Origin of the sequence: uncultured Clostridium sp. (genome assembly GCF_934754925.1) — a bacterium.
Classification (GTDB): domain Bacteria; phylum Bacillota; class Clostridia; order Clostridiales; family Clostridiaceae; genus Clostridium.
The window spans coordinates 34763-59636 of the sequence record NZ_CAKVJA010000006.1; the positions used below are offsets into that span (position 1 = coordinate 34763).

Below are 24874 nucleotides of genomic sequence, written 5' to 3' on the forward strand. Positions count from 1 at the left end.
TAAATAACTATTTATTTTGGAAATTCTTTGATCTTCTTTCTAAAAATGCAGTCATTCCTTCAACTTGATCTTCAGAATCAAAACACTTTCCAAAATTCTCTGCTTCAATTTCAATAGCTTTATCTATATCTACTTGCATTCCTCTATTAATAGCATCTTTACAAAGCTTAACAGCTATTGGTGCATTAGCACAAATAGTCAATGCCATCTTCTTAGTTTCTTCCATTAAGTTTTCTAATGGTACAACTTTATTAACTAATCCGATTCTTAAGGCTTCTTCAGCATTAATCATTCCACAAGTATAAATTAACTCCTTAGCTTTACCTAAACCAACTATTCTAGGTAATCTTTGAGTTCCTCCAAAACCTGGTGTAATTCCAAGACCAGCTTCTGGTTGAGCAAATTTTGCCTTTTCTGAAGCTATTCTTATGTCACATGCCATAGCAAGTTCGCATCCGCCACCTAAGGCAAATCCTGAAATTGCAGCTATAACTGGCTTGTCTAATTTTTCTAATTTTCTGAATACTTTATTACCTAAAAGACCAAACTCTTCTCCACCCTTAGAGTCTAAATCTTTCATTTCAGCTATATCAGCTCCAGCAACAAAAGATTTTTCTCCGGCACCTGTAAGTATTACACAATAAACATTATTGTCTCTCTCAATATTTGTAATAGCTAAATCTAATTCTCTTAAAGTATCTGAGTTTAAAGCATTTAATGCTTTTGGTCTGTTTATTGTTATAATTGCTAAATTCCCTTCTTTTTCAAGAGCTACATTTTTTAACTCTTCTTCTAAAATAACATTTTTAATCTCCATAAATTCTCCTCCTCTTATACCCATAAATAACATAAATACCCGATTTATTGTTAGATAATTAACAAAGCTTATCAAAAAAACTCTTATATATCCTTTTCTTTGGTTAGAAGATTCTGAATAATTATAACCCACTTACAATTATAATATCTAAATTTATCATTTGCAATCAATATTTTCTTTTTTAGTATATAATTTACATTTTTTCAAATATTTTTCTTATAGCATATTTTCTTTTTCTATTTTTCATCTTTCTTTTCTATTGCATACTTATTAACAAAGTAAAAAATAGTTGTTGCATAAGCAACAACTATTTTAATTATCTTTCATTAAATATACTAAAGTTAATAAACTTTCTGACAGATGAACATTTTCTACCTTAACATCTTCAGGCACAACTAAATCTACAGGTGCAAAGTTCCAAATGCCTTTTATTCCACCTTTAACTAACATATCACTAACCTTTTGTGCATTAATTCTTGGAACACATATAATTCCAATATCTACTCTATTTTCTTGTAAAAATTCAGATAAAGTATCTATATCTCTAATTTCAATATCTCTTATTCTCATTCCTACAAGCTTTGGATTAGCATCAAAAATGCACTCAATAGATAAACCTAACTCTGAAAATCTATTATAATTAGCAATTGCCTGCCCTAAATTACCTGCACCAATTATTACTCCTGTATATTCCTTATCTAGTCCTAAAATCAAACTTATTTGTTTATATAATTCTTTTACATTATATCCGTATCCTTGCTGCCCAAAGTCACCAAAATTATTTAAATCTTGTCTTATTTGAGATGCTGTAAATCCAATTTTCTCACCTAACTCTTTAGATGAAATTCTATCTACATCATTTCTCATTAACTCTTTCAAATATCTATGGTACTTTGGTAATCTTTTAATTACTGCCATAGAAACATTCTTCTTTTTCTCCATAGTATATGAATCTCCTTAATACACTTCAATAATATTTCTATTATAATCCAACTTTGATAATATAATAACATACTTTTTGTTTTTTTTCTAGAATTTAATATATAAGTAAAACTTTTTTATATAATTCCCAAATTTAGTTTTTCCTATTTATTTAATTTTATTAACTTTTTTCTATGAAAATTTTTAAAGGTTTGCAAATATTTTTACTTATTTAAAAAATAGAGACTTATGTATAACTTAGCAGATCAGTTATACATAAGTCTCGTATAGAAGCAAAGTCAAATATTATGGACTATTTGACTTGTATACAAGCATCAAAGTGACCTTGTATGCTATACCCTTACGCCTAAAATGTTCTCGACTTATCTTATTATAAACAAGGTGATATTCTTTGTCAATATTTATCGAATTATTCTCATTGAATTTAAAACAGCTATTAATGTTACTCCAACATCAGCAAAAACTGCAGCCCACATATTTGTTAAACCTAATACAACCAAAAACATTACTATTACTTTAACACCTAATGAAAATATTATATTTTGCCATAAAATTTTATTAGTTCTCCTAGATACTCTTATAGCTTCTGATATTTCTTCAATTTTGTCTTTCATTAAAACAACATCAGCTGCTTCTATTGCTGCATCTGATCCTATTCCTCCCATAGCAACCCCTATATCAGCCCTTGCTAAAACAGGTGCATCATTTATTCCATCACCAACAAATAATACTTTTCCCTTTGAATTTTTCTTGCTTAGTATATCTTCTATCTTACTTACCTTATCTCCTGGTAAAAGCTCTGAATATACCTCATCTATTCCTATATCTTTTGCTACTTTATCCGCAACATTTTTATTGTCACCTGTAAGCATTATAGTGTTCTTTATTCCAACATCCTTTAATTCAGATAAGGCTTCTTTTACGTTTTCCTTTATTTCATCTGAAATAACTATATTTCCTTTATACTCACCATTAATAGCAACATGAACTATTGTTCCAATAGAATCTATATTATCATAATTTATATTATTCATTTCCATCAATTTACTATTCCCAAGTAAAACATCATCTTCTCTTATAGTTACTTCTATTCCATGGCCTGAAATTTCTTTATAATCTTTTATTTCATCTTTATTAATATCTTTTCCATAGGCCTTTGCTATTGATACTGCAATTGGATGATTTGAATGTATTTCTCCCATAGCAGTAATTTCTAGCAATTCATCTTTAGTTATATTTTTAGCATTTATTTCAGTAACTTCAAAAACTCCTTTTGTTAGCGATCCAGTCTTATCAAATACTACTACCTCACTATCTTTAAGAGCCTCTAAATAATTTCCTCCCTTAACTAAAATACCTTTTTTAGAAGCAGCTCCTATTCCTGAGAAAAATCCTAATGGAATTGAAACAACTAAAGCACACGGACAAGATACAACTAATATAGAGAGCGCTTTATAAATCCACTCTGAAAAGGTAGCATCTTTAATTATAATAGGTGGTATTATAGCTACTAACACTGCAATTGCAACTACTATTGGAGTATAAACCTTTGCAAATTTAGTTATAAACTTTTCTGTTGGAGCCTTTTTATTTGATGCATTTTCTACTAATTCTAAAATTCTAGCAACTGTTGATTCTCTAAACTCCTTATATACCTTTACTTTTAAAACACCATTATTATTTATTGAACCTGATAATATTTCATTTCCAATTGTAACTTCACGTGGTACTGATTCTCCCGTCAACGCAGATGTATCTATGAAACTTGTTCCTTCTAAAATAATTCCATCTAAAGGTACTCTTTCTCCTGGCTTAACAATAATAGATTCTCCTATAAATACTTCTTCTGGTGATACTTTAACCTCCTTACCATCCCTTAAAACATTTGCATAATCAGCTCTTATATCCATAAGAGAAGATATTGATTTTCTTGATTTATTTACAGCATACCCTTGAAATACTTCTCCTATTTGATAGAACAACATAACTGCAACAGCTTCTGGATATTCTCCAATAAAGAATGCACCTATTGTAGCAATACTCATTAAGAAATTTTCATCAAAAATTTCTCCTCTGAGAATATTCTTAATAGCACTTAATATTACTTCTCCACCTATTATTAAATAACTTATTCCAAATAGCATAAATGATAATAAATTTTCATTACTTTTATAAGCTAATGCAATAACATAAACTATAGCTCCAATTATTAATAACAAATTATCTTTAACATATCCTAGAAATCCATTATTATTTTCCTTAATTTCATGAGTATGACCATGATGTTCTTCTTCATGATTTTCATACTTACTATTACTACAACAACTACTAGTACATTTTGCCTTATTAGAATCTATAACTTTATTATCTAATTTTTCAATGACTTTAACATGTGGTTCTAACTTTTTAACTATTAACTTAATTTCATTTACTATACTGTTTTTTTCTCTTTCTTCATGAATTTCTACTGTCAATACTGTTGTGGAGAAATTTAATGAGGCATTTTTTATTCCATTTATTTTATTAACTTTAGCTTCTATTTTGCTAGCACAATTAGCACAATTTAACCCACTTAAAACTAATTTAAATTCCATACAAGATTCCCCCTTTATTTTTTCATATTTATTCAGTGATATGTTTTAATCCTTCATCAAATATATGCTTGATATGTTCATCCTCTAATGAATAATAAATTATCTTTCCTGAACGTCTAAATTTAACAAGCCTAGCGGCCTTTAAAACCCTTAGCTGATGAGAAATTGCTGACTGGCTAACATTTAATAAAACTGCTAAATCACAAACACACATTTCTGATTCAAATAATGCACAAAGTATTTTTATTCTTGTACTATCTCCAAAAACCTTAAACAGTTCTGCTAAATCATATAAAGTTTCGTCCTTTGGTAATTTCTCTTTCACTTCACTAACTATTTCCCCATGTATAACATTACATGAGCAACTTTCAATATTGTTATCAACATTATTTTTCATAATATATTCACTCCTATAATAAATAGTATTTGTATTTAAAGTAATATTTATATTTATTATTATATATAAACATATGAATAATTGTTCATATGTTTATATTATTATTATATGCTTATCCTACTAAATTAGTCAACATTATTTTTTCCAAATAATTCTTATATATTTTACATAAAAAAAAGCACCTAAATTAGTAATTTGCTTAAAACTAATTTAGGTACTTAATTATTTAAACTTATTTTATTATGCTATATTTTTTAATTCATTATTAGAATCCCTTGAAACATTTCTTTTTAATTTCTTACTTTCTACTATCTCATTTATAACCTTAAATATTTGAATTATTAATGTTGGTATAAATGCTAATACATATATTTGTACATATTGACTTACCATTAAATTTTCTACCTCAAATAACACTTGAAGTCCTGGAACAAATAATACTGCATTTAATAAAACTAATCCTATTCCGAAAGCATACCAAACATACTTATTAGAAAATACACCTAATTTAAATATTGATCCTTTACCTCTACAGTTAAATCCATGAAATAACCTAGCTAAACAAAGTGTTGCAAAAGCCATAGTTGAAGCTGTTAAAGGAGTTTTCATAGGATTTCCTAAATAAAAAGCGATTATTGTGAATATAGCAATTAATACCCCTTCTACTCCTAATCCCAATAAAAAATCCTTATTTAAAATAGATTCATTCTTTCCTCTTGGTTTATCTTTCAATAAGTCTCTACTAGACTTTTCCATCCCTATTGCTATTGCAGGTAAACTATCTGTTAAAAGATTTATAAATAATAAATGAACTGCTGCAAAAGGCATTGGCAATGCCATAATTGAAGAATATAAGACTGCTATTATTCCTGAAGTATTGCCTGATAATAAGAATCTTATAGAACTCTTTATATTACTATAAATACTTCTACCATTAGCAACTGACTTTACTATTGTTGCAAAATTATCATCTGTTAAAATTACAGAAGCTGCATCTTTAGAAACTTCTGTACCTGTGATGCCCATAGCTATACCTATATCTGCTTGTTTCAATGCTGGAGCATCATTTACACCGTCACCTGTCATTGCAACTATTTGTCCCTTTTCTTGCCACGCTCTTACAATTCTAATTTTATGCTCTGGAGATACTCTTGCATAAACAGATATATGTTCAATATTTTCTTTTAATTCTTCATCTGACATTTTATCTATTTCTAATCCTTCAATTGCCTTATCTCCCTCTCTTAAGATTCCTATTTCTTTAGCTATAGCTGATGCTGTTATTTTATGGTCTCCAGTAATCATTATTGGTTTTATACCTGCCATTATACAATCTGCAACAGCTTGTTTACTTTCTTCTCTTGGGGGATCAATCATTGAAATTAATCCTATAAAAATATAATTATATTCATCATTTAAATTTAATTCTTTAATCTCATTTAACTCTTTATATGCAAAACATAATACTCTTAAACCAGACTCTGATAATCTTCTATTTACATCTAATATTTCATTTTTATCATTTTCTGTTAATTCCCTTACTCCATCTGAAGTCATTATAAACTTAACTCTATCTAATATAACGTCCAAAGCACCTTTAGTAAACATGATATTTTTGCTATCAATTTTATGCAGTGTACTCATAAGTTTTCTATCTGAATCAAATGGAATTTCTGCTAATCTTTCATATTTACTTCTTAATTCTACTTCATTTATTAAAATTTCATGTCCTAAGTTTACTAATGCTACTTCTGTTGGATCCCCAATCTCCTTTCCATCTTTTGAAGTTGAGTCATTACATAAAATAGAATTTTTAATTAGATATTCTTCAACTTTATTATCTAATGAAATTTCAGATCCATTAATTAACTTTCCATCAACATATATTTTTCTAACTGTCATTTTATTCTGAGTTAAAGTACCTGTTTTATCTGAACATATTATAGAAACTGAACCTAACCCCTCAACAGCTCTAAGCTTTTTAATAATTGCATTTTCTTTTGCCATCTTTTGAGTTCCTAGTGCTAAGACAATAGTAACTATAGAACTTAACGCTTCTGGAATAGCTGCAACAGCTAAAGCAACTGCAAACATCAACGAATCAAGAACTGGCATTTTTCTATATAGAAATAATCCAAATACAATTGTACATATAACTAATATTATAATAGCTAGCTTTTTACTAAAATCATCTAAACTAACTTGTAAAGGTGTTTTCTTTTCTTGTGTTTCTTCCATAAGAGTAGCTATTTTACCTATTTCAGTTTTCATACCTGTATTTGTTACAACCACTAAAGCCCTGCCATAAGTTACTAAAGAACCTGAAAACACCATATTCTTTTGATCTCCTAAAGCAACTTCTTCACTATCTATCTTATCAGTAATTTTATCTACACTTAAAGATTCTCCAGTAAGAGAACTTTCATTTACTTGTAATGAATAACTTTCAATTACTCTACCATCAGCTGTAATTAAATCACCAGCCTCTAGAGCTAAAATATCACCTGGAACAACATCTCTTGATTGTATTTCTATCTTCTTACCATCTCTTATTACTTTTGCACATGGTGCTGACAACGCTTTTAATGAGTCTAAGGATTGTTCTGCTTTAAAGTGCTGAATTGTTCCTAGTACTGCATTTAAAATTATTACACTAAATATAACAATAGTACTCTCTACATTATCACTTAACATAGATATTATTCCAGCTGCAATCAAAATAAATATTAGTAAATCCTTAAATTGGCTAAAGAACACTTGAACTACACTTTTATTCTTTTTTTGATTTAATTCATTAAATCCATAGGTAGATAAATTTTCCTTTGCTTGTCTAGTACTTAATCCTTCTTTTGATACTTTAAGATAATTTAATGCCTCTTCTGTAGTTTTAGAAAAATACTTTTCCATAAAGTCCTCCTTATTTTTAATGATAAATTTTGGGGTTAACTTTTATTAATTAATAAAAAAAGAGACCCTTAATATAATCCTCAAACTTAAGTAACAGTAACTTAAGGATTATATTAAAAGTCTCGTAACCTAAATGGTATATAACACCAGGCATAAGCCGCGATTGTTGATGTTATATTTTATACTACTCCCCTTTAATAGAGATATTCTTTTTTATAAAAATATTATATTCTAATTAATAGTTTTTGTCAATTATTATACATATTTCTTTTTATTTCAATTTTCTTTTTTTTATTGTAATATCTCATAAAAATTTATATTTTTCTCAAAATCATATATATACCTTATTTTATTATTTGTATTTTTATGGTATAATTAATACATAGACCTACCAGGCAAAAATAGGTTTAAAACAGGGGTAGTCTGCTAGTGCTCCTGTTTTTTTAACTTATATAAAAAATTTATTATTTTTAGTAAACGTTTAAAGGAATTATTAACTGCTTATAGAAATATATATTTATATATATTAAAAATTTATTTATATTTGGATAAGCGAGGGGTTAATATGGAGGGTATTTATAAACACAATGATAATTGCTTTGATGTATATATAAGCGATAAAAATATAATTGATACAGATGAATTTCTAGGCAAAGTTTTAAAATACTTAATTGACAATGGTTTTTCCGTTTCTTTAAAAGGGTTTGATAAATATAATCGTCCTTTAGTTGAAATTAATGGTGTACTTCATACAGCTGATAAAAATTTAGCTTGTTGCCTTGTAGAAAGATTTATTAATGTTAAACCTGAAACTCCTTTAAATGAAAATTTAGAAAGATACAATAAAATTTATAGTTTTATTTATTAATATCAAATACAAATTTATAGTATATTCAATTTTTATAAAAACGCATGGATTTAGATATCCCTGCGTTTTTACTTATAAATAAAGTCGGTATAAAACCGACTTAAATATCATCATAAAAGATATTGTATTAGAAGAGTTGCTAACCCTAAGAAGAAGAAAAATCCTAAAACATCAGTAAATGTTGTTACAAATATAGATGATGCTAAAGCTGGATCTACCTTAAACTTCTTTAATACTACTGGTACTAAATAACCCGTAATTGTAGCTACTATCATATTTAAAATCATCGCTATACCAATTATTATTCCAAATACAAAATTTCTCTCCCATAAGAAACCTAATACTCCAATTATAGCTCCTATAGCTATTCCAGTTACTAATCCGACTCCCACTTCTTTTAAAAATACCCTTTTCATATTTTTAAAGTTCAATTCTCCTAATGCCAATCCTCTAACTATAATAGTTAAAGTTTGTGTACCAGCATTTCCGCCCATACCTGTAACAATAGGCATAAATGTTGCTAATGATACAACGGCTTGAATAGTTCCTTCAAATGCTCCAACAACTGCTGATGCTAAAATTGCAGTAAATAAATTTACTATTAACCAAGGTAATCTACTTTTTACTGATTCACTTAATTTTCCATCAACCTTTTCTCCTTCATCTACTCCTCCTAAACGATGAATATCTTCTGTTGTTTCATCTCTTAAAACTTGCATTGCGTCATCTACTGTTACAACACCAAGTAATCTATTAGAATTATCAACTACTGGCATAGTTAAATATCCATATTTCTCAAATCTATGTCCAACTTCTTCTTGGTCAGTATTAAACAATATTCCTTCAACTTTCGTATGAACAATATCTGAAATTCTAGTTTCAAAGCTTGTTGTTACTAACTCCTTTAATGAAACTACTCCCTTAAGCTTATCAAAATTATCTACTACATATAAATCATATATATTTTCATTTTCTTCACCGTATTTTTGTAAATACTTTAATGTTTGTTCAATTGTCATATTTTCTTTAAGTGAAACAAACTCTGTTGCCATTATACCTGCTGCAGTATCGGGATCATAACTTAATAATTGACGAACCTTTCTTGCATCTTCATCTGTCATTTTTTCTAATATTTTATTAGCTTGTTCTTCATCCAACATACCAAGCAAATCTGTTAATTCATCTGATGACATTTCTTCTATAATATTTTTTTGCTTATTTTCAGAAAACTCCATTAAAATATCATATTTCTCTTTATTTTCAGCTTCATCAATAATATCTGCAATTAATTCCTCTGGTAATCTACATAAAATATCACTTTTATCTTCTGGATATTCACGTAATACATCAAGAATATCAACTGGATGTATATTCTCATAATATTTAATTATACTTGATTGTGGTGCATGCAATAGGAACCTTTTTAATTCTTCTTTACTCATATTTAATTTCATGACCTTTCCCCCTATTTTATATACATAGGAAAAGTCATTTTATTAAAATCTTAATAAATTAATGGTATCAATGACTAATTTCCTACATATCTTATATTTAATTTTTTCACCAATTAATTTTTTACTCAGATACGAGTCCATCGAATACCATCTCCTTATTGTGATTAAATTAAAAATAAAAAAGACTTTTTGTCTCTACAACAAAAAGTCCTATTATTACCTTACTTCTTAAATTGTAGAGCTTTAGCACTATAAAGCGTAGACTAAATATATATAGTCAGCTACGTTAAAAATCACCTTTGCGATGATTTCTGTTGACCCATTGGAATCTCTAGATTTTTCTGGGCAGCAGCATTTTTCTTTATAGGAGCCTCACCTAACAAATTATTTATTTTTCACATTAATTATACTATGCTTATAATTAATATTTGTCAATTAAATAAATTCTATAATTCCTTTTCCTAATTTACTAACTCTAGCTAAAGAATAAACATCATATCCTTTTTCATCTAAAATAGCTCTTCCTGGTTGGAATGATTTTTCTATTACTATTCCTACACCTGCAACCTTAGCTCCAGCTTCCTCAATTAATCTTATAGCTCCTAAAGCAGCTTCTCCATTAGCTAAAAAATCATCTATTACTAATATATTATCATCTGGAGAAATATATTTTTTTGATAATGTTAATTCATAATCAGAACCCTTTGTAAATGAATGTACTGTCGTTTGATATACATCTCCATTTAGGATTTTAGAGTTTTGCTTTTTTAAAGTAACCATAGGTAATTCCATTTGCATTGCAGTCATTACTGTTGGTGCTATTCCTGAACTTTCAATAGTAAATATCTTAGTTACTCCATGATTTTTATAATATTCTTTAAAATAAGTTCCTATATCATACATTAACCTTGCATCTACACCATGATTTAAAAAAGAATCCACCTTTAATACAGTTTCACTTAATGCTTTACCCTCTTGTAATATACGTTCTTTTAAAATATCCATTATCTTTCTCTCCCTTATAAACATATCTATAAAAAAATAAACACCTCATATAAATTGAGGTGCCGACATTACTTATACATAAAAAAATATATAGTTTCAACTCCTCGTAGTCTACTGATTTACGGTCAGTAGGTAGAAACTTTCGGACCAATTACCGATTTTATACGAGATTTTTACAAATTCACTTATTGGTATTATACCACGAACATTCATATTGTAAATACATATTTTATTTATATATTCCAAATTTAATTTTATATTTATTCATATTAAAATAATAATAACTTCGCAATAACACTATTAAATGTATTGCGAAGTTATTATTAATATCTACAAATTATTGTAGTCTTATCTTCTATATTATTATAAATTGCCTGTGCTACACTATATGGCATATTAACACATCCATGAGACCCATTAGTTTTATATATACTTCCTCCAAAGCTACTTCTCCAACTTGCATCATGCAGACCTATTCCACCATTAAATGGCATCCAAAAACTAACTGGTGAAGCATACCCATCCCCTCTTAGCACAAAATCCTTAGCCTTCCAATCTAATCTATATACACCTGAAGGAGTTGCATGTCCTGCACTAACATTTCCTGTAACTACATTTCCTTGAGTAATTAATTTACCATTTTTATAATAAACAACAGTTTGATTAGTTAAATCAACTTCAACAAAAGTATTTATCACATAGTCATCTGTAGCAGTTGGTGTTTTAAATGATAAATCCTTAGTTGTTTCACTACCATTACTTATTGCTTCAACTATTTGTGAAATAGTTGTATCTCTATCTATATAATATATTCCTGGTGTAGTACTAACCTTTATAACTTCACCTGACCATCTAGTAAATGTTCTAGTGCTTCCTATATTATCGTAAATATCCCCTAGTTGATTTACATACTCTTTAATAGCATCTTCATTAAGTGTAACATTAAAATCTTCATCTATATTAATCCATGTGTTTATCAAACTTGAATCTATAACAATTTCATCTCCTGATACATTATAGGTAATTTTTGATGACATATATTTATCAATAGTATTTTTAGCTTGTACAACAACATCTGTTTTACTAGTATACTTAGGCTCTTCATAACATCCTTCTTTATCTAAATCTAAGACATCATTTATATTCTGAATATTAGTTAACACCATTGAATAAAACTTATCATAATTTAGCTTATTACCCTTGTCCTCTTTTACAATCTCATATCCATCCCCTGTATAATTAATGGATGCATTTATAGGTTCTTTTACATTCGATTCATTAAGACAATTAAGATTTCCTAAAATCTGCTTTAATAATTCATCATCATATGAAATACCATCAGTTATTGTATATTTATTACTAGAAAATATAGATTTAATCCATGTAAATGGATTTTGTTCTTCTAATAATTTATTTATTCCATCATTAAAATCATATTTTAAATTAATATCGTTTCCATTTAACTGCTCAGTATCATCATATCTTCCATTAATTGTTAAAACATAATCACTAGCCTTTTCTGTCATTAACTCTTGTGCTGATTTATTACTTCTTCCAGTAACATTAATTCCATTTATATATGTTCTAAAGAAAAAATGATTACTAAAATATACTGTCATTATCAAATATACTGCTAATAAACTACCTACTATAATTCCTGTTGATATCCAAACCTTTTTATTGTCCTTTTTATCCTTTCTAATCTTTTCATTTACTTCTACTGTTGATATCTCTGCAGTTTTATCTATCTCTTTAGCCTTTATAGAATTTTCTATTTTAACTTGATCTTCCATCATTTTATTAAGTTCATCCATATATTCTGAGTATTCTTTAATACCAAGTTTATTTGATAATAATACTACACCCTCTTTAGCTTTATTTATATCTTCTTTTGTAGAATTAGGTAATCCCCTATAATATTTATCTAATAACTTATGTTTATATTCATGAATATTATCATACCCTAAAAATTCACCTAATTCTTCTAATTGATTATCCTTATCTCCATACTTATACAATAACGCTTTATATATATTTTCATTATATGGATTTAACTTTATTATCTCTTTTATAGTATTTATTTCTTCATCTTTTGAAATTTTATTTTCTAATAACTTTTTAATTAAATTATTTGATTTATTTATATCTTTAATATTATTATATGAAGATATAGAATCTATATTATTGTAGTTTAAAGCATCTATTACTGCAAAATTAATATTAAATATACTTTCTACCATAGAGTTAACTAATTTATCTATTATTTCTATAGAAATACCGCCTTCAATTTTCTCATTATCTAAAACTATATTTTTCTCTTTCAACTTAAAAGGCCTTTTTATTAACTCAGAATTAATATTTAACTTAGCATATGTTATATCTTCTACACTATTATTTATAGCTTCTTTGTTATTATCATTCTTTATTTTCTCTAAAGTATTTTCCCATGTACAATAACTATTTAAATAGTATTTCTTGTTAAATGTATCTGTATCAATTTCTTTAATTCCAAATTCATTAAGAATATCTATAGCTCTTAAAATATAACTATTTAAATACTCATATCCAAAGCTTTCCCCATCTTTTAGTAATTGCTCAATACTATTAAATTTATTAGTGCATTCTTCAGTAAATGTCGAAACTGAATTAAAAGCTAATTTTAAGAATTCAGCTCTTATATCGTTTAGCTTAACAAATTCATCTGAGAAATAAATATCCCCATTTAATACCTTAAAGTTCATACTTTCCTCCCATATCATTAACATCTAATTAGTTAACTCATTACTCTTTTTTATTTCTGCATCTTTCATTATAATATTATCTTTTTGTTAATTTATTACAATTTTAACATAAAAATCTGTTATTTCATATATAAATTTAAAATTTATTATTACTTATTTTTATTTTAAGAATAAATATCCAAAAGCATACCCCGCATAAATAAATGCAAAATTCCATATAGTAATTCCTATAACTGAATATAAAGCAAATTTTATAAATCCAATATTAAATGTACCCGCAATTAAAGATATTAAAGTTCTTGCAACTGGTATAACCCTTGCTACAAGGATTCCTGTGCTTCCATACCGTTCTATATACTTATATGTTTTATCTATAGATTTTTTTAATTTAGGAAATTTATTTTGTAACTTATTTAAAATTGGTTTTCCACAATAATGCCCTAATATATATAAAATAAAACTTCCCAATAATCCGGCAATTACTGATATTATAAGAGTATATATAAAGTTTAATCCATCTGATTTCACCAATATTCCTGCAGCTGGCATTATTATTCCTGCTGGCATTCCTGGTAAATTTAAATATTCTAAAAAAACTATTATTGCTAAAAATATATACCCATACTTACCTATATATTGAATCATACTATTTATATCCACTAATCTTATACTCTCCTCTATAGATTTACTTATATTCAATAAAATTTATTCATAAATATCATAACAGTTATTAATCCACATAAAGTTCCTATTATTACACCACCAATAACATCTGAAGGATAATGTACACCTAAATATATTCTTGAAAAAGCAATTAAACAAGCTAATAACATTATCTCTAAAGAAGCTGCGTTATCAGTTTTAATAAAAACAGTTGCAACAGCAAAAGATGAAGCAGTATGTCCTGAAGGAAATGAATATGTAATTGGTCTTGATATTAAAAGCTCTTTTTTATCATCATCATAAAATGGTCTTTTTCTTTTTATAATATTCTTTATTATCCCTTCACCTATAATAGTAGTAATTACAAGAGCTATAAGTATTGTTTGCCCTAATACTCTATAATCCTTTTTTGTCATTAATAAAACAGATATAACAATCCATATTATCCCCAAATTTCCTACTGAAGTTATAATAGGCATTGTCTTATCAAAGGCCTTATTTCTAAATTTTATATTTATCCACCTTAAAATTGTATTATCTATCTTTTTTAAAATCTCTATCATTGCCCACTCACCTTCAATAATATAGTTTGTTTATATTCTTTCCATGACATATAAGCTATATGCATTTATTCATCCAATAAAAAATATCAGTAAATCTTAAGTATGATTTACTGATATTGGAATTATTTGTTTGTGTTTTATTCGTTCCACAATTGCGATGTATAAATCCCCTTATGTCCTGAGATAAAAACTGCTATCATACAAACAAGCATTGCAAATATAATATTATTTGCTCCAAAAAGCTCTAAATACATCATAAAACACGCAATAGGTGCATTTGTTGCTCCAGAAAAAACTCCAACAAGACCTAATGCTGCTGAAAATGCAAATGGTAAACCAAGTATATGTGATAAAGTGGCTCCTAATGTAGCACCTATAACAAATAATGGTGTAACTTCTCCTCCTTGATATCCAGCTCCTAAACACAAAGTGGTTAACATGAGCTTAATAATAAATGCTAAATAAGGCACATTTCCATCAAAAGCATCACTTAACAATCCCAAACTTAAGTTATTATACAGATTATTTCCTATAATTAATGTAGCTATAACCATCAAACTACCACCTACAAATATTTTTAAATATTGATTTTTACAATATTTTATTAGCTTTTCCTTAAACCACTGTGTCATATACACAAATAATCTACTAGCCAATCCAAAACAAATTGCTAATATAATAACTTTTGCAGTATTAATTAGATTAATAGACTCTACTGGTGGTATTTTATAATGAGTATGTTTAACGCCTAAAAGCTTAACAACTGAATTTCCTATAATAGCCGATGTTATTGCTGGAATCATTGAGTTATAGCTTAAACTACCTACTTTTGAAACTTCTATTGCAAATATTGTTCCTGTAAGAGGTGTTCCAAAAACAGATGAAAATCCAGCAGCTACACCACTTATTAATAATATTTTCTTTTCCTCTTCCGAAGTTTTTAAAGCTTTAGACAATGAATTTCCTATAGTTCCTCCTATTTGAACCCCTGTTCCCTCTCTCCCTACAGATCCACCAAAAAGATGAGTTAATACAGTTCCTAAAAAAACTAATGGCGCCATAATAAATTTAATTTCTTCTTTGCTTCCATTTATATTTTCAATAATTATATTATTACCCTTTTGAGAATTACCACCATATTTACTATAAAGAAAAGTCATTATCATACCAGATAAAGGAAGTATAAATATCAAAGATCCATACTTCAAATTAAGAGTTACTGAATTTTCTAAAAGTATTAAAAATATCCCTATAAACACCCCTGAAATGCTACCTATTATTATAGAAATCAGTACCAATTTCAGTATTGTCTTACTTTTCATCTATATCACTCCTTTTACCTATTACTTATTAAATTTCCCTAAATACAAAAATAATACCTATAAATAGAATACTTTTTAAATTTTACTCATTAAAATTAATTATAATTTCACCCTTTGGAACACATATTGTATCGTTTTCCAATAATGGCTTTATTGAAATATATAGTTACTTATGATAAAATCAAAAAACAGGGAATGAAGTACTCCCTTGATACTTATCAAAACCGCTTAATAAGCTAATGACTTCTACAACTTTTTTTGTTGTAGAAATCATTAGCTTTTTTTACTGTCACTTTATTTTAGGAGGATTATTTATGTTAATTAAACTTTTAGTAATTATAGTTAGCTTAATATTAATAGGAATATTAGCTAATTACAGTGGAAAATTAGTAGAACTTATAAAATTACCATCTCTTATAGGTATGATTTTACTTGGAATGTTTGTTGGTCCTTCATTTTTGAATCTTATTCCACAATCAACTTTGAATATCTCTCCATATATCAAAGACATTGCCTTAGTAACAGTATTATTTATAGGTGGATTAGGAATAAGTATAAATCAAATGAAACAAATAGGTAGGCCTGCTATCTTATTAAGTATAATACCTGCAACCCTAGAGGGATTAACAATTGCTTTTTTATCAATGATATTTCTTAATTTTACTTTTATCCAAGGTGCAATACTAGGATTTATAATAGCTGCTGTAAGTCCAGCTGTTTTAGTACCATCAATGGTTGATTTAATTAAAAGAAAAGTTGGACAAGATAAGGCAATTCCTCAAATGCTTTTAGTTGGTGCTTCTGCAGATGATACTGTTGCAATTACTTTATTTACAACTTTTTTAGGAATTTATATGGCTAGCAATAACGGACAATATATTTCTATTGCTAGTGAGCTTTTTTCAATTCCTCTTACTATTATTAGTAGTATATTTATAGGATGGGTACTTGCATTTTTAACTAAAAAATTATTAAAATCTATTAAATTTAATGCTTTAAGAGTTATTATTACATTTATAATTTGTTTATGTATTAGATTAATAGAAAATACTTTTCACTTAAAAACTTTTAATTCTTTATTAACTATAATGATTTATGGATTTTTCTTAAGAGCCTTTTTAGATGATCTAGCTCTTAAAATTCAAGATGGAATAAATGTTGTTTGGAAATACGGAAAAATTTATCTATTCGCCTTTGTTGGTATGGCTATTAATCCCTCTCTTGTTGGAGAATATTTATGGATAGGAATATTAATGCTTATTATATCTTTAACCATTAGATCAATAGGTGTTGCTATTTCCTTAATTGGGACTGACTTATCTTTTAAAGAAAGAATTTTTTGTATTATAGCTTACTTACCTAAAGCAACTGTTCAATCCGCTAAAGCTGGTATCCCTCTTCAAATGGGTGTTATTGGTGGTGAAATAATGCAGGCTATTGCTATTTTAAGTGTATTAATAACTGCCCCTATTGGTGCTATTGGTATTAAACTTTCATCATCTAGATTTTTAAATCAAGAAAACATCAACGAAGATTTAGCTGTATAATCAATTAAAAAGAACTGATATTTAACCTATATCAGTTCTTTTCCTTTTCTATATATTTTCTATTTTAATTACGTCATATCCCATATCTTCAATTTTTTCTTTTATTGAATCATCTGATTCACTTGTTTCTACAACAGCATAGTTTCCTTCTAAATTAACTTCAATTCCTGTTGCATCATTTAATTCTTCTAAAGCTTCAGTTACATGAGCAACACAATTTTTACAACTCATTCCTTCAATTAATATTTTCTTTTTCATAAAATCTCCTCACTTTCATCATCTTCAAGATATCCTTATTTTAATATTATTAATAACTATTTATACTTATTTATTGGGATTAAACTTTCTTAATCTTAATGCATTTGTTAAAACCGAAACTGAACTTAAGCTCATTGCAGCTGCACCTATCATTGGATTTAATAATGGTCCTCCAAATATATGAAGTACTCCCATGGCTACTGGAATACCTAATACATTATATCCAAATGCCCAGAATAGATTTTGTTTTATATTTCTAATAGTTGCTTTACTTAATTTAATAGCTGTAGTAACATCTCTTAAATCACCTTTCATAAGTACTATATTAGCTGATTCAATAGCTACATCAGTACCTGTTCCAATTGCAATACCAATATCAGCTTGTGCTAATGCTGGAGCATCATTTATTCCATCTCCAACCATCGCAACCTTGTTACCCTTCCCTTGAAGCTTTTTAACTTCATTTGCTTTGTCTTCAGGTAATACTTCTGCAAGAACAATATCTATTCCAACTTGCTTTGCAATAGCATCAGCAGTTTTCTTATTATCTCCCGTAATCATAGCAACCTTTATTCCCATCTTATGAAGATTTTCGATTGCTTCTTTACTACTTGGTTTAACTGTATCCGCAACTGCAATAATACCTTCTAATTTATTATTTATTGCAATATACATAGGTGTTTTACCCTCATTTGCCAATTTATCTGACTTAACACCTAACTCTCCAACTTCAATAGAGTTTTCACTCATTAATTTTTTATTTCCAAGTAAAATAGTCTTACCTTCTATTTCAACTTGAATACCATGGCCTGGAATAGCTTTAAAATTAGATATTTCTTTAAATTGAATATTTCTTTCCTCTGCACTTTTTACTATTGCTTCACCTAAAGGGTGCTCTGAACCTTTTTCACTACTTGCTGCTATAGATAGTAATTCATCTTCTAATATTGTACTAGTAATAATATCTGTTACTACTGGTTTACCTTCTGTAATAGTACCAGTCTTATCAAATACAATAGTATCAATTTGGTGAGTAACTTCTAAAGCTTCTCCCCCTTTAATTAATACTCCATATTCTGCGCCTTTTCCTGTTCCAACCATAATTGCTGTAGGTGTTGCTAACCCTAAAGCACATGGACAAGCTATAACTAAAACTGAAATAAATATTGTTAATGCAAATACTCCACTCTCACCAGCAATTAACCATCCGATACTAGCAAGTATTGCAAGACCAATTACTATTGGCACAAAGTATGATGCAATAATATCTGCCATCTTTGCAATAGGGGCCTTTGACCCTTGAGCATCTTCAACTAACTTAATAATTTGAGATAATGCAGTGTCTTTACCAACCTTAGTAGCTTTATATTTAATAAATCCAGTTTTATTAATACTCGCTCCTATTACCTTGCTTCCAATTGTCTTTTCAACCGGAATACTTTCACCTGTAAGCATAGCTTCATCAACAGCAGTAGCCCCTTCTATAACTTCACCATCAACAGGTAACTTTTCCCCTGGCTTAACTATAACTATATCTCCAACAATAACTTCATCTATAGGAATAACTAACTCTTTTCCATCTCTTACAATAGTAGCTGTCTTTGGTGCTAATCCCATAAGCTTTTTAATTGCTTGAGATGTTTTTCCCTTAGAAATTGCTTCTAGATACTTACCTAAAGTTATTAAAGCAAGTATTGTAACAGCTGCTTCATAATATAGACTCATAGCATAAGAACCATCACCTGTATAAATTTTATATGTTCCATATAAACTATAAATAAAGGCTGCACTTGTTCCTATTGCAATTAAAGAATCCATATTAGGACTTAATTTAAATAAATTTTTATATCCAATATAGTAAAACTTATATCCAATTATCATAACTGGTATTGTTAACACTAATTGAATTATTGCAAAATTAAGTGGATTCATCATTGGATCAATAATCTTAGGTAATGGCATACCAACCATATGACCCATTGTTATTGTTAAAAGAGGTACTGAAAATATTAATGATAATATTAATCTCCACAATAACTTTCCTTTTTCATCTAAGTTCTTTTTCTTTTCTTCTATTTTCTGCTCTTCTTCTCTTATTAATTTATATCCTGCCTTCTCAACCTTTGCTTTTATATCTCCAAAGCTTACAGCATCTGCATCATAACTTACTGAAAGTTTTTCTGTTGCAAAATTAACTACTGCATTTTCAATACCGGGCATTTTCTTTGTAACTTTTTCAACTCTATTTGCACAAGCCGAGCATGTCATTCCTTCTATTTTGTAAGTATGTGATTGAATATTTTTTTCTACTTTATATCCTATTTTTTCAACCTTTTGTTCAATATCTTGTTTAGTAACTGCTTGGTCATCATAATTAACTGTTAAAGTTTCTGTTGCAAAATTAACATTTGCTTCTTTAACACCATTCATTTTGCTAACTACTTTTTCAATTCTGTTAGCACAAGCAGAACATGTCATACCGCTTATTTTAAACTTATTATTCACCTCTATCACTCCCTTAAATAAAAATATTTATTTAAATACTATCACTATTTGTTGCACCCCCCCTGGGTGGGGTTATAAACCTATTATATTCTTTTTTTTATTATTTGCAATAGTTTTTTTATTATTTAATGATATTATTTATCAATTAAAATATTTATTTTAATTGCGTATCATAAGTATGTATTTTTTACATATATATTTATTAAGAAATTATTGTAAACGTTTTATTAATTTGGGAGGACTTTTTATGATCAGTTTCTTTGTTTGTCTAGCTATATTGATAATTGGTTATTGTCTATATAGCAAACTTGTTGAAAAAATCTTTGGACCAGAGTTTGACAGAAAGACACCTGCATTAGTTCATCCGGATGGAGTCGACTATATGCCAATGAAACCCTGGAGATCATTTTTAGTGCAACTTCTTAATATTGCAGGGCTTGGTCCAATATTTGGTGCATTATCAGGAGCTATCTGGGGACCATCAGTATACCTTTGGATTGTTTTTGGTACACTTCTTGCTGGTGGCGTTCATGATTTTCTAAGTGGTATGCTATCAGTTAGAAATGATGGAGCAAGTATCTCTGAAATTGTAGGTATTTACCTAGGTAAAGTAATGAAAAATGTAATGAGAGTATTTTCAGTTATTCTTCTTGTTATGGTTGGAGTTGTATTTATGGTTGGTCCTGCCGGTTTATTAGCAAAACTTACACCTAATTTTATGAATGTAACCTTCTGGACAATTGTTGTATTAATTTATTATTTTCTTGCTACTTTATTACCTATTGATAAGATTATCGGAAAACTATATCCTATTTTCGGTATATGCTTAATTATTATGGCTGTAGGTATTGCAGGTGCAACAATATTAAATAATGGTACTAATCCAATGATGGAAATTACACTTGAAAATCTACATCCTGATGGTGCTCCAATTTGGCCATTAATGTTTATTACAGTAGCCTGTGGTGCTATTTCAGGTTTCCACGCAACACAATCACCTATTATATCAAGATGTATAGAAACTGAAAAAGATGGTAGAAAAATATTTTATGGTGCTATGGTTGCAGAAGGAATAATTGCTCTAATATGGGCTTCTGCTGGTATTGCTTTCTATAAGGGAACTGGTGGATTACTTGCTGCAGGTGGAGGTAATTCTTCAACTGTATATGATATGTCCATTGGCCTTTTAGGTAAGGTTGGTGGAGTTCTTGCTATGCTTGGTGTTATTGTATGTCCTATTACTTCAGGAGATACAGCCTTTAGAAGTGCAAGACTTACAATATCAGATTGGTTTAAAATTGATCAAACTAAAATTCCTAAGAGATTAATGCTTGCTATTCCTTTACTTGGAATTGGATATTTAATTTCACTTATAGATTATTCAGTTGTTTGGAGATATTTTTCATGGTCAAATCAAACACTAGCTATGATAGTTCTTTGGGCAGGCTCTGTATATCTTGCTAAATATGCTAAGATAAATAAACCAATTTCATCATTAATTGCAGTAATTCCTGCAACCTTTATGTCAGCAGTAAGTTGTACTTATATTTTATACGCACAAGAAGGCTTTAAACTTCCAACAAGAATTGCATATCCTATAGGTATAATTTTTGCAGTTATATGTTTGTGCCTATTCTTATTCCGTACATTTATACCTGCTATAAAAGCTAAAGCTAATTAAAAATTAATAATCTAAAAAAATAAAGGTACCAAATTGAATTTAATATAAAACTCAATTTGGTACTTTTAACTTTTCATTAAATAAACGCCCCAAACTCAGGACTATCATTAATATCATTAAGCAAATGCTTAATTTCCTGATCTTTATCCTTATCCATTACTAGGATAACATCACCTGCATCCACAACTACTAAATCCTTAACTCCAAAACCAATAATCAGTTTTTCGTCTCCTCCAAATATGGAGCAATTTTCACAATCCTGGATATAGACATTATTGCTTATCTTGTTATTTCTATATTCACTTAAATATCTGCTTAATGCAGTAAAACTTCCTATGTCATCCCACTGAAAAGTTCCTTTAATTACATATGCTTTCCTAGTTCTTTGCATTACTCCAAAATCTATAGAAATACCATCGATGTTTTCATATTCTTCTCTAATTACCTCTTCTTCATCATTTTCTCCTAAATGTTGATATATATTCATTAATGACTTATACATCTTAGGCAAATACTTTTCAATTTCTCTTAATATAACATCTGCTCTAAAAACAAACATCCCTGAATTCCATAGATAGGTCCCCTTTAATAAAAAGTCTTTAGCTACTTCAATATTAGGTTTTTCAGTGAATCTTGCTATTTTATATGCCTGAGATGCAGAAGCTATTCTTTCTCCCATTTCAATATATCCATAACCAGTTTCAGGTCTAGTTGGAGTAATACCTATTGTAACTATCCCTCTACGTCTATTAGCTATTTCAATAGCTTCTGATAGTGTATCTAAATAATCCTTTTGACCTTCAATATGATGATCAGAAGGTAAAACTACCATTACAGCATCATTATCTTTTTTTAATAACTTAATGGCTGATAACCCTATACAAGTAGCAGTTTCTTTATTAGCCGGTTCAGTAAATATATTTTCAGAATTAACATCTGATAACTCATCTCTTATTTTTTCCAAATAACCCCTGTTAGTTACCACATAAATATTATCCTTCTTAATTAAAGGAGTAATTCTTTCAACTGTATTTACTAAAAAGCTTTTATTATTAATAACCTTCAAAAATTGCTTAGGTTGATTTGCCCTTGATAAAGGATATAGCCTTGTACCTTTTCCTCCAGCTAAAATTAGCGCGTATATCACAAAATTCCACTCCACGTAGTACTATGTTTTATTATATGAGTGCCTTTTACCAATTGTGAAATCATAATGTTATTTCATTATTTTCTTTAAAATATTTATTTTTTCTTTATAAGGTGCAAATCTCACATTAAATTCTACAAATGTTCCTCTCTCCATTACTGACCTTTTATGAGTAAATGCATCAAAACTAGCCTTACCATGATAACTACCCATGCCGCTATATCCTACTCCTCCAAAAGGTAAATTCCCATTAGCTACATGGATTATAGTATCATTTATAGTAACCCCTCCAGATGTAGTGCATCTTAAAATATTATTTATACTTTTTTTACTTTCGGAGAAATAATATAATGCTAAGGGCTTTTCTCTCTTATTAACAAAGTCTATTATCTCTTGTATATTCTCAAATTCTATTACTGGTAATATTGGTCCAAATATCTCCTCAGTCATAACATTAGAATTAACATCTACATTAGTTAGAATAGTTGGCTCCATATATAATTCAGTATTATCTATATTACCTCCATAATATATCTCACCATCATTAATATATTTCTTTAACCTATTTAATGAAGCTGTATTAACTATTCTAGGATAATCAGGACTCTCCTTAACACTTTTTCCAAACTGTTTATGTATTTCTTTAATAATTAAGTTTAATAATTTATCCTTAATACTACTATGAACACATAAATAATCTGGTGCCACACAAGTTTGACCTACATTTAAAAACTTTCCCCAAACTATTCTTTTAGCTGCAAGTTCTAATTTTGCATCTTTATCAACTATACAAGGGCTTTTTCCACCTAATTCTAAGGTTACAGGTATTAAATTTTTAGCTGCTTTCTCCATAACTATTTTTCCAACTCTGATGCTACCAGTAAAGAATATATAATCAAATGGAAGATCTAATAAAGCTGATACAGCTTCTTTTCCCTCTAATGGGCTAACTACCCTTAAATATCCTTCTTGAAAATTTTCATTAATTATTTCTTCTAATAATATTGAAGTATTCTTTGCATTTTCTGATGGCTTTATTATTGCTGTATTACCAGCAGAAATAGCCCCAATCAATGGGGCTATAACTAATTGAAATGGGTAATTAAATGGGCCTATAATTAACGTCACTCCATATGGCTCTTTATATATGTAGCTTTTAGCAGGATAATATACTATTGGTGATTTTGATTTTTCTATTTTTGACCATTTTTTTATATTCTTTATATGTGTATTAATTTCATCATATATAAGTCCTACTTCAGTTGCATAACTCTCAAAATTAGATTTCCCTAAGTCTTTTTTTAATGCATCTAAAACTTTATCTTCATTTTCTTTAATTACTTGCTTTAGTTTTTTTAAATTATTTATTCTAAAATTAATATCATTTGTTTTTCTTAAATTAAAGAATTCCTTTTGTCTATTAAATACTAATTTTAAATCATTCATTTATTAACCTCTTATTT

At 28.2% G+C, this 24874-nt stretch carries 18 protein-coding genes and 3 riboswitches; of the genes, 3 read left to right on the forward strand and 15 right to left on the reverse strand.

What is annotated here, in order from left to right:
• Positions 1 to 7: 7 nt before the first annotated feature.
• The 5 genes from Q0G30_RS04025 to Q0G30_RS04045 form a co-directional block, all read right to left on the reverse strand.
• Complete coding sequence (locus tag Q0G30_RS04025) at positions 8 to 817, reverse strand: short-chain-enoyl-CoA hydratase (protein ID WP_294386855.1); 810 nt, start codon at positions 815 to 817, stop codon at positions 8 to 10.
• Between the two features lie 312 nt (positions 818 to 1129).
• Positions 1130 to 1759 (reverse strand): redox-sensing transcriptional repressor Rex, encoded by a 630-nt coding sequence (locus Q0G30_RS04030; protein ID WP_294386856.1) that lies wholly within the window; start codon positions 1757 to 1759, stop codon positions 1130 to 1132.
• Between the two features lie 401 nt (positions 1760 to 2160).
• Positions 2161 to 4353 (reverse strand): heavy metal translocating P-type ATPase, encoded by a 2193-nt coding sequence (locus Q0G30_RS04035; RefSeq protein WP_294386858.1) that lies wholly within the window; start codon positions 4351 to 4353, stop codon positions 2161 to 2163.
• 28 nt (positions 4354 to 4381) lie between these two features.
• Positions 4382 to 4750 (reverse strand): metalloregulator ArsR/SmtB family transcription factor, encoded by a 369-nt coding sequence (locus Q0G30_RS04040; protein WP_294386861.1) that lies wholly within the window; start codon positions 4748 to 4750, stop codon positions 4382 to 4384.
• 240 nt (positions 4751 to 4990) lie between these two features.
• Positions 4991 to 7657: a cation-translocating P-type ATPase gene (locus Q0G30_RS04045; RefSeq protein WP_294386863.1), complete on the reverse strand. Its 2667-nt coding sequence runs from the start codon at positions 7655 to 7657 to the stop codon at positions 4991 to 4993.
• 565 nt (positions 7658 to 8222) lie between these two features.
• Between Q0G30_RS04045 and Q0G30_RS04050 the strand changes: the two genes are divergently transcribed.
• The gene (locus Q0G30_RS04050) at positions 8223 to 8525 is read left to right on the forward strand and encodes a hypothetical protein (RefSeq protein ID WP_294386865.1); all 303 of its coding nucleotides are present in this window, start codon (positions 8223 to 8225) and stop codon (positions 8523 to 8525) included.
• A gap of 110 nt (positions 8526 to 8635) precedes the next feature.
• Here the strand turns inward: Q0G30_RS04050 and mgtE are convergent, their stop codons facing one another.
• The 6 genes from mgtE to Q0G30_RS04080 all read right to left on the reverse strand — a co-directional run bounded on the left by mgtE (position 8636) and on the right by Q0G30_RS04080 (position 16273).
• On the reverse strand, positions 8636 to 9979 hold the full coding sequence (gene mgtE / locus Q0G30_RS04055) for a magnesium transporter (protein WP_294386867.1): 1344 nt from the start codon (positions 9977 to 9979) through the stop codon (positions 8636 to 8638).
• A gap of 225 nt (positions 9980 to 10204) precedes the next feature.
• Positions 10205 to 10370, reverse strand: a riboswitch (M-box (ykoK) riboswitch).
• A 44-nt stretch (positions 10371 to 10414) separates the two neighbouring features.
• On the reverse strand, positions 10415 to 10984 hold the full coding sequence (locus tag Q0G30_RS04060) for a xanthine phosphoribosyltransferase (RefSeq protein ID WP_294386871.1): 570 nt from the start codon (positions 10982 to 10984) through the stop codon (positions 10415 to 10417).
• 87 nt (positions 10985 to 11071) lie between these two features.
• Positions 11072 to 11172, reverse strand: a riboswitch (purine riboswitch).
• 135 nt (positions 11173 to 11307) lie between these two features.
• On the reverse strand, positions 11308 to 13725 hold the full coding sequence (locus Q0G30_RS04065) for a L,D-transpeptidase family protein (protein ID WP_294386874.1): 2418 nt from the start codon (positions 13723 to 13725) through the stop codon (positions 11308 to 11310).
• 159 nt (positions 13726 to 13884) lie between these two features.
• Positions 13885 to 14385 (reverse strand): DedA family protein, encoded by a 501-nt coding sequence (locus Q0G30_RS04070; protein ID WP_294386879.1) that lies wholly within the window; start codon positions 14383 to 14385, stop codon positions 13885 to 13887.
• Between the two features lie 35 nt (positions 14386 to 14420).
• Entirely contained in the window at positions 14421 to 14951 is a 531-nt protein-coding gene (locus tag Q0G30_RS04075; RefSeq protein ID WP_294386880.1) for a phosphatase PAP2 family protein, read from the reverse strand.
• 137 nt (positions 14952 to 15088) lie between these two features.
• Positions 15089 to 16273: a chloride channel protein gene (locus Q0G30_RS04080; RefSeq protein ID WP_195469111.1), complete on the reverse strand. Its 1185-nt coding sequence runs from the start codon at positions 16271 to 16273 to the stop codon at positions 15089 to 15091.
• A 182-nt stretch (positions 16274 to 16455) separates the two neighbouring features.
• Positions 16456 to 16529, forward strand: a riboswitch (Fluoride riboswitch).
• A 58-nt stretch (positions 16530 to 16587) separates the two neighbouring features.
• Between Q0G30_RS04080 and Q0G30_RS04085 the strand changes: the two genes are divergently transcribed.
• A complete protein-coding gene (locus tag Q0G30_RS04085; protein WP_294386882.1) occupies positions 16588 to 17820 on the forward strand; it encodes a cation:proton antiporter in 1233 nt (410 codons plus the stop codon).
• A gap of 48 nt (positions 17821 to 17868) precedes the next feature.
• Here Q0G30_RS04085 and Q0G30_RS04090 read toward each other — a convergent pair whose 3' ends face one another.
• A complete protein-coding gene (locus Q0G30_RS04090; RefSeq protein ID WP_294386884.1) occupies positions 17869 to 18078 on the reverse strand; it encodes a heavy metal-associated domain-containing protein in 210 nt (69 codons plus the stop codon).
• A gap of 66 nt (positions 18079 to 18144) precedes the next feature.
• Positions 18145 to 20583: a heavy metal translocating P-type ATPase gene (locus Q0G30_RS04095; RefSeq protein WP_294386889.1), complete on the reverse strand. Its 2439-nt coding sequence runs from the start codon at positions 20581 to 20583 to the stop codon at positions 18145 to 18147.
• A gap of 247 nt (positions 20584 to 20830) precedes the next feature.
• Here Q0G30_RS04095 and Q0G30_RS04100 point away from each other — a divergent pair, with 247 nt between their 5' ends.
• Positions 20831 to 22264, forward strand: coding sequence for a carbon starvation CstA family protein (locus Q0G30_RS04100; RefSeq protein WP_294386892.1), 1434 nt, complete (start codon positions 20831 to 20833; stop codon positions 22262 to 22264).
• A gap of 76 nt (positions 22265 to 22340) precedes the next feature.
• Here the strand turns inward: Q0G30_RS04100 and Q0G30_RS04105 are convergent, their stop codons facing one another.
• Both Q0G30_RS04105 and Q0G30_RS04110 read right to left on the reverse strand, forming a co-directional pair.
• Positions 22341 to 23411: a mannose-1-phosphate guanylyltransferase gene (locus Q0G30_RS04105; RefSeq protein WP_294386894.1), complete on the reverse strand. Its 1071-nt coding sequence runs from the start codon at positions 23409 to 23411 to the stop codon at positions 22341 to 22343.
• A 69-nt stretch (positions 23412 to 23480) separates the two neighbouring features.
• Entirely contained in the window at positions 23481 to 24857 is a 1377-nt protein-coding gene (locus Q0G30_RS04110; protein ID WP_294386898.1) for an aldehyde dehydrogenase, read from the reverse strand.
• Positions 24858 to 24874 lie beyond the last annotated feature (17 nt).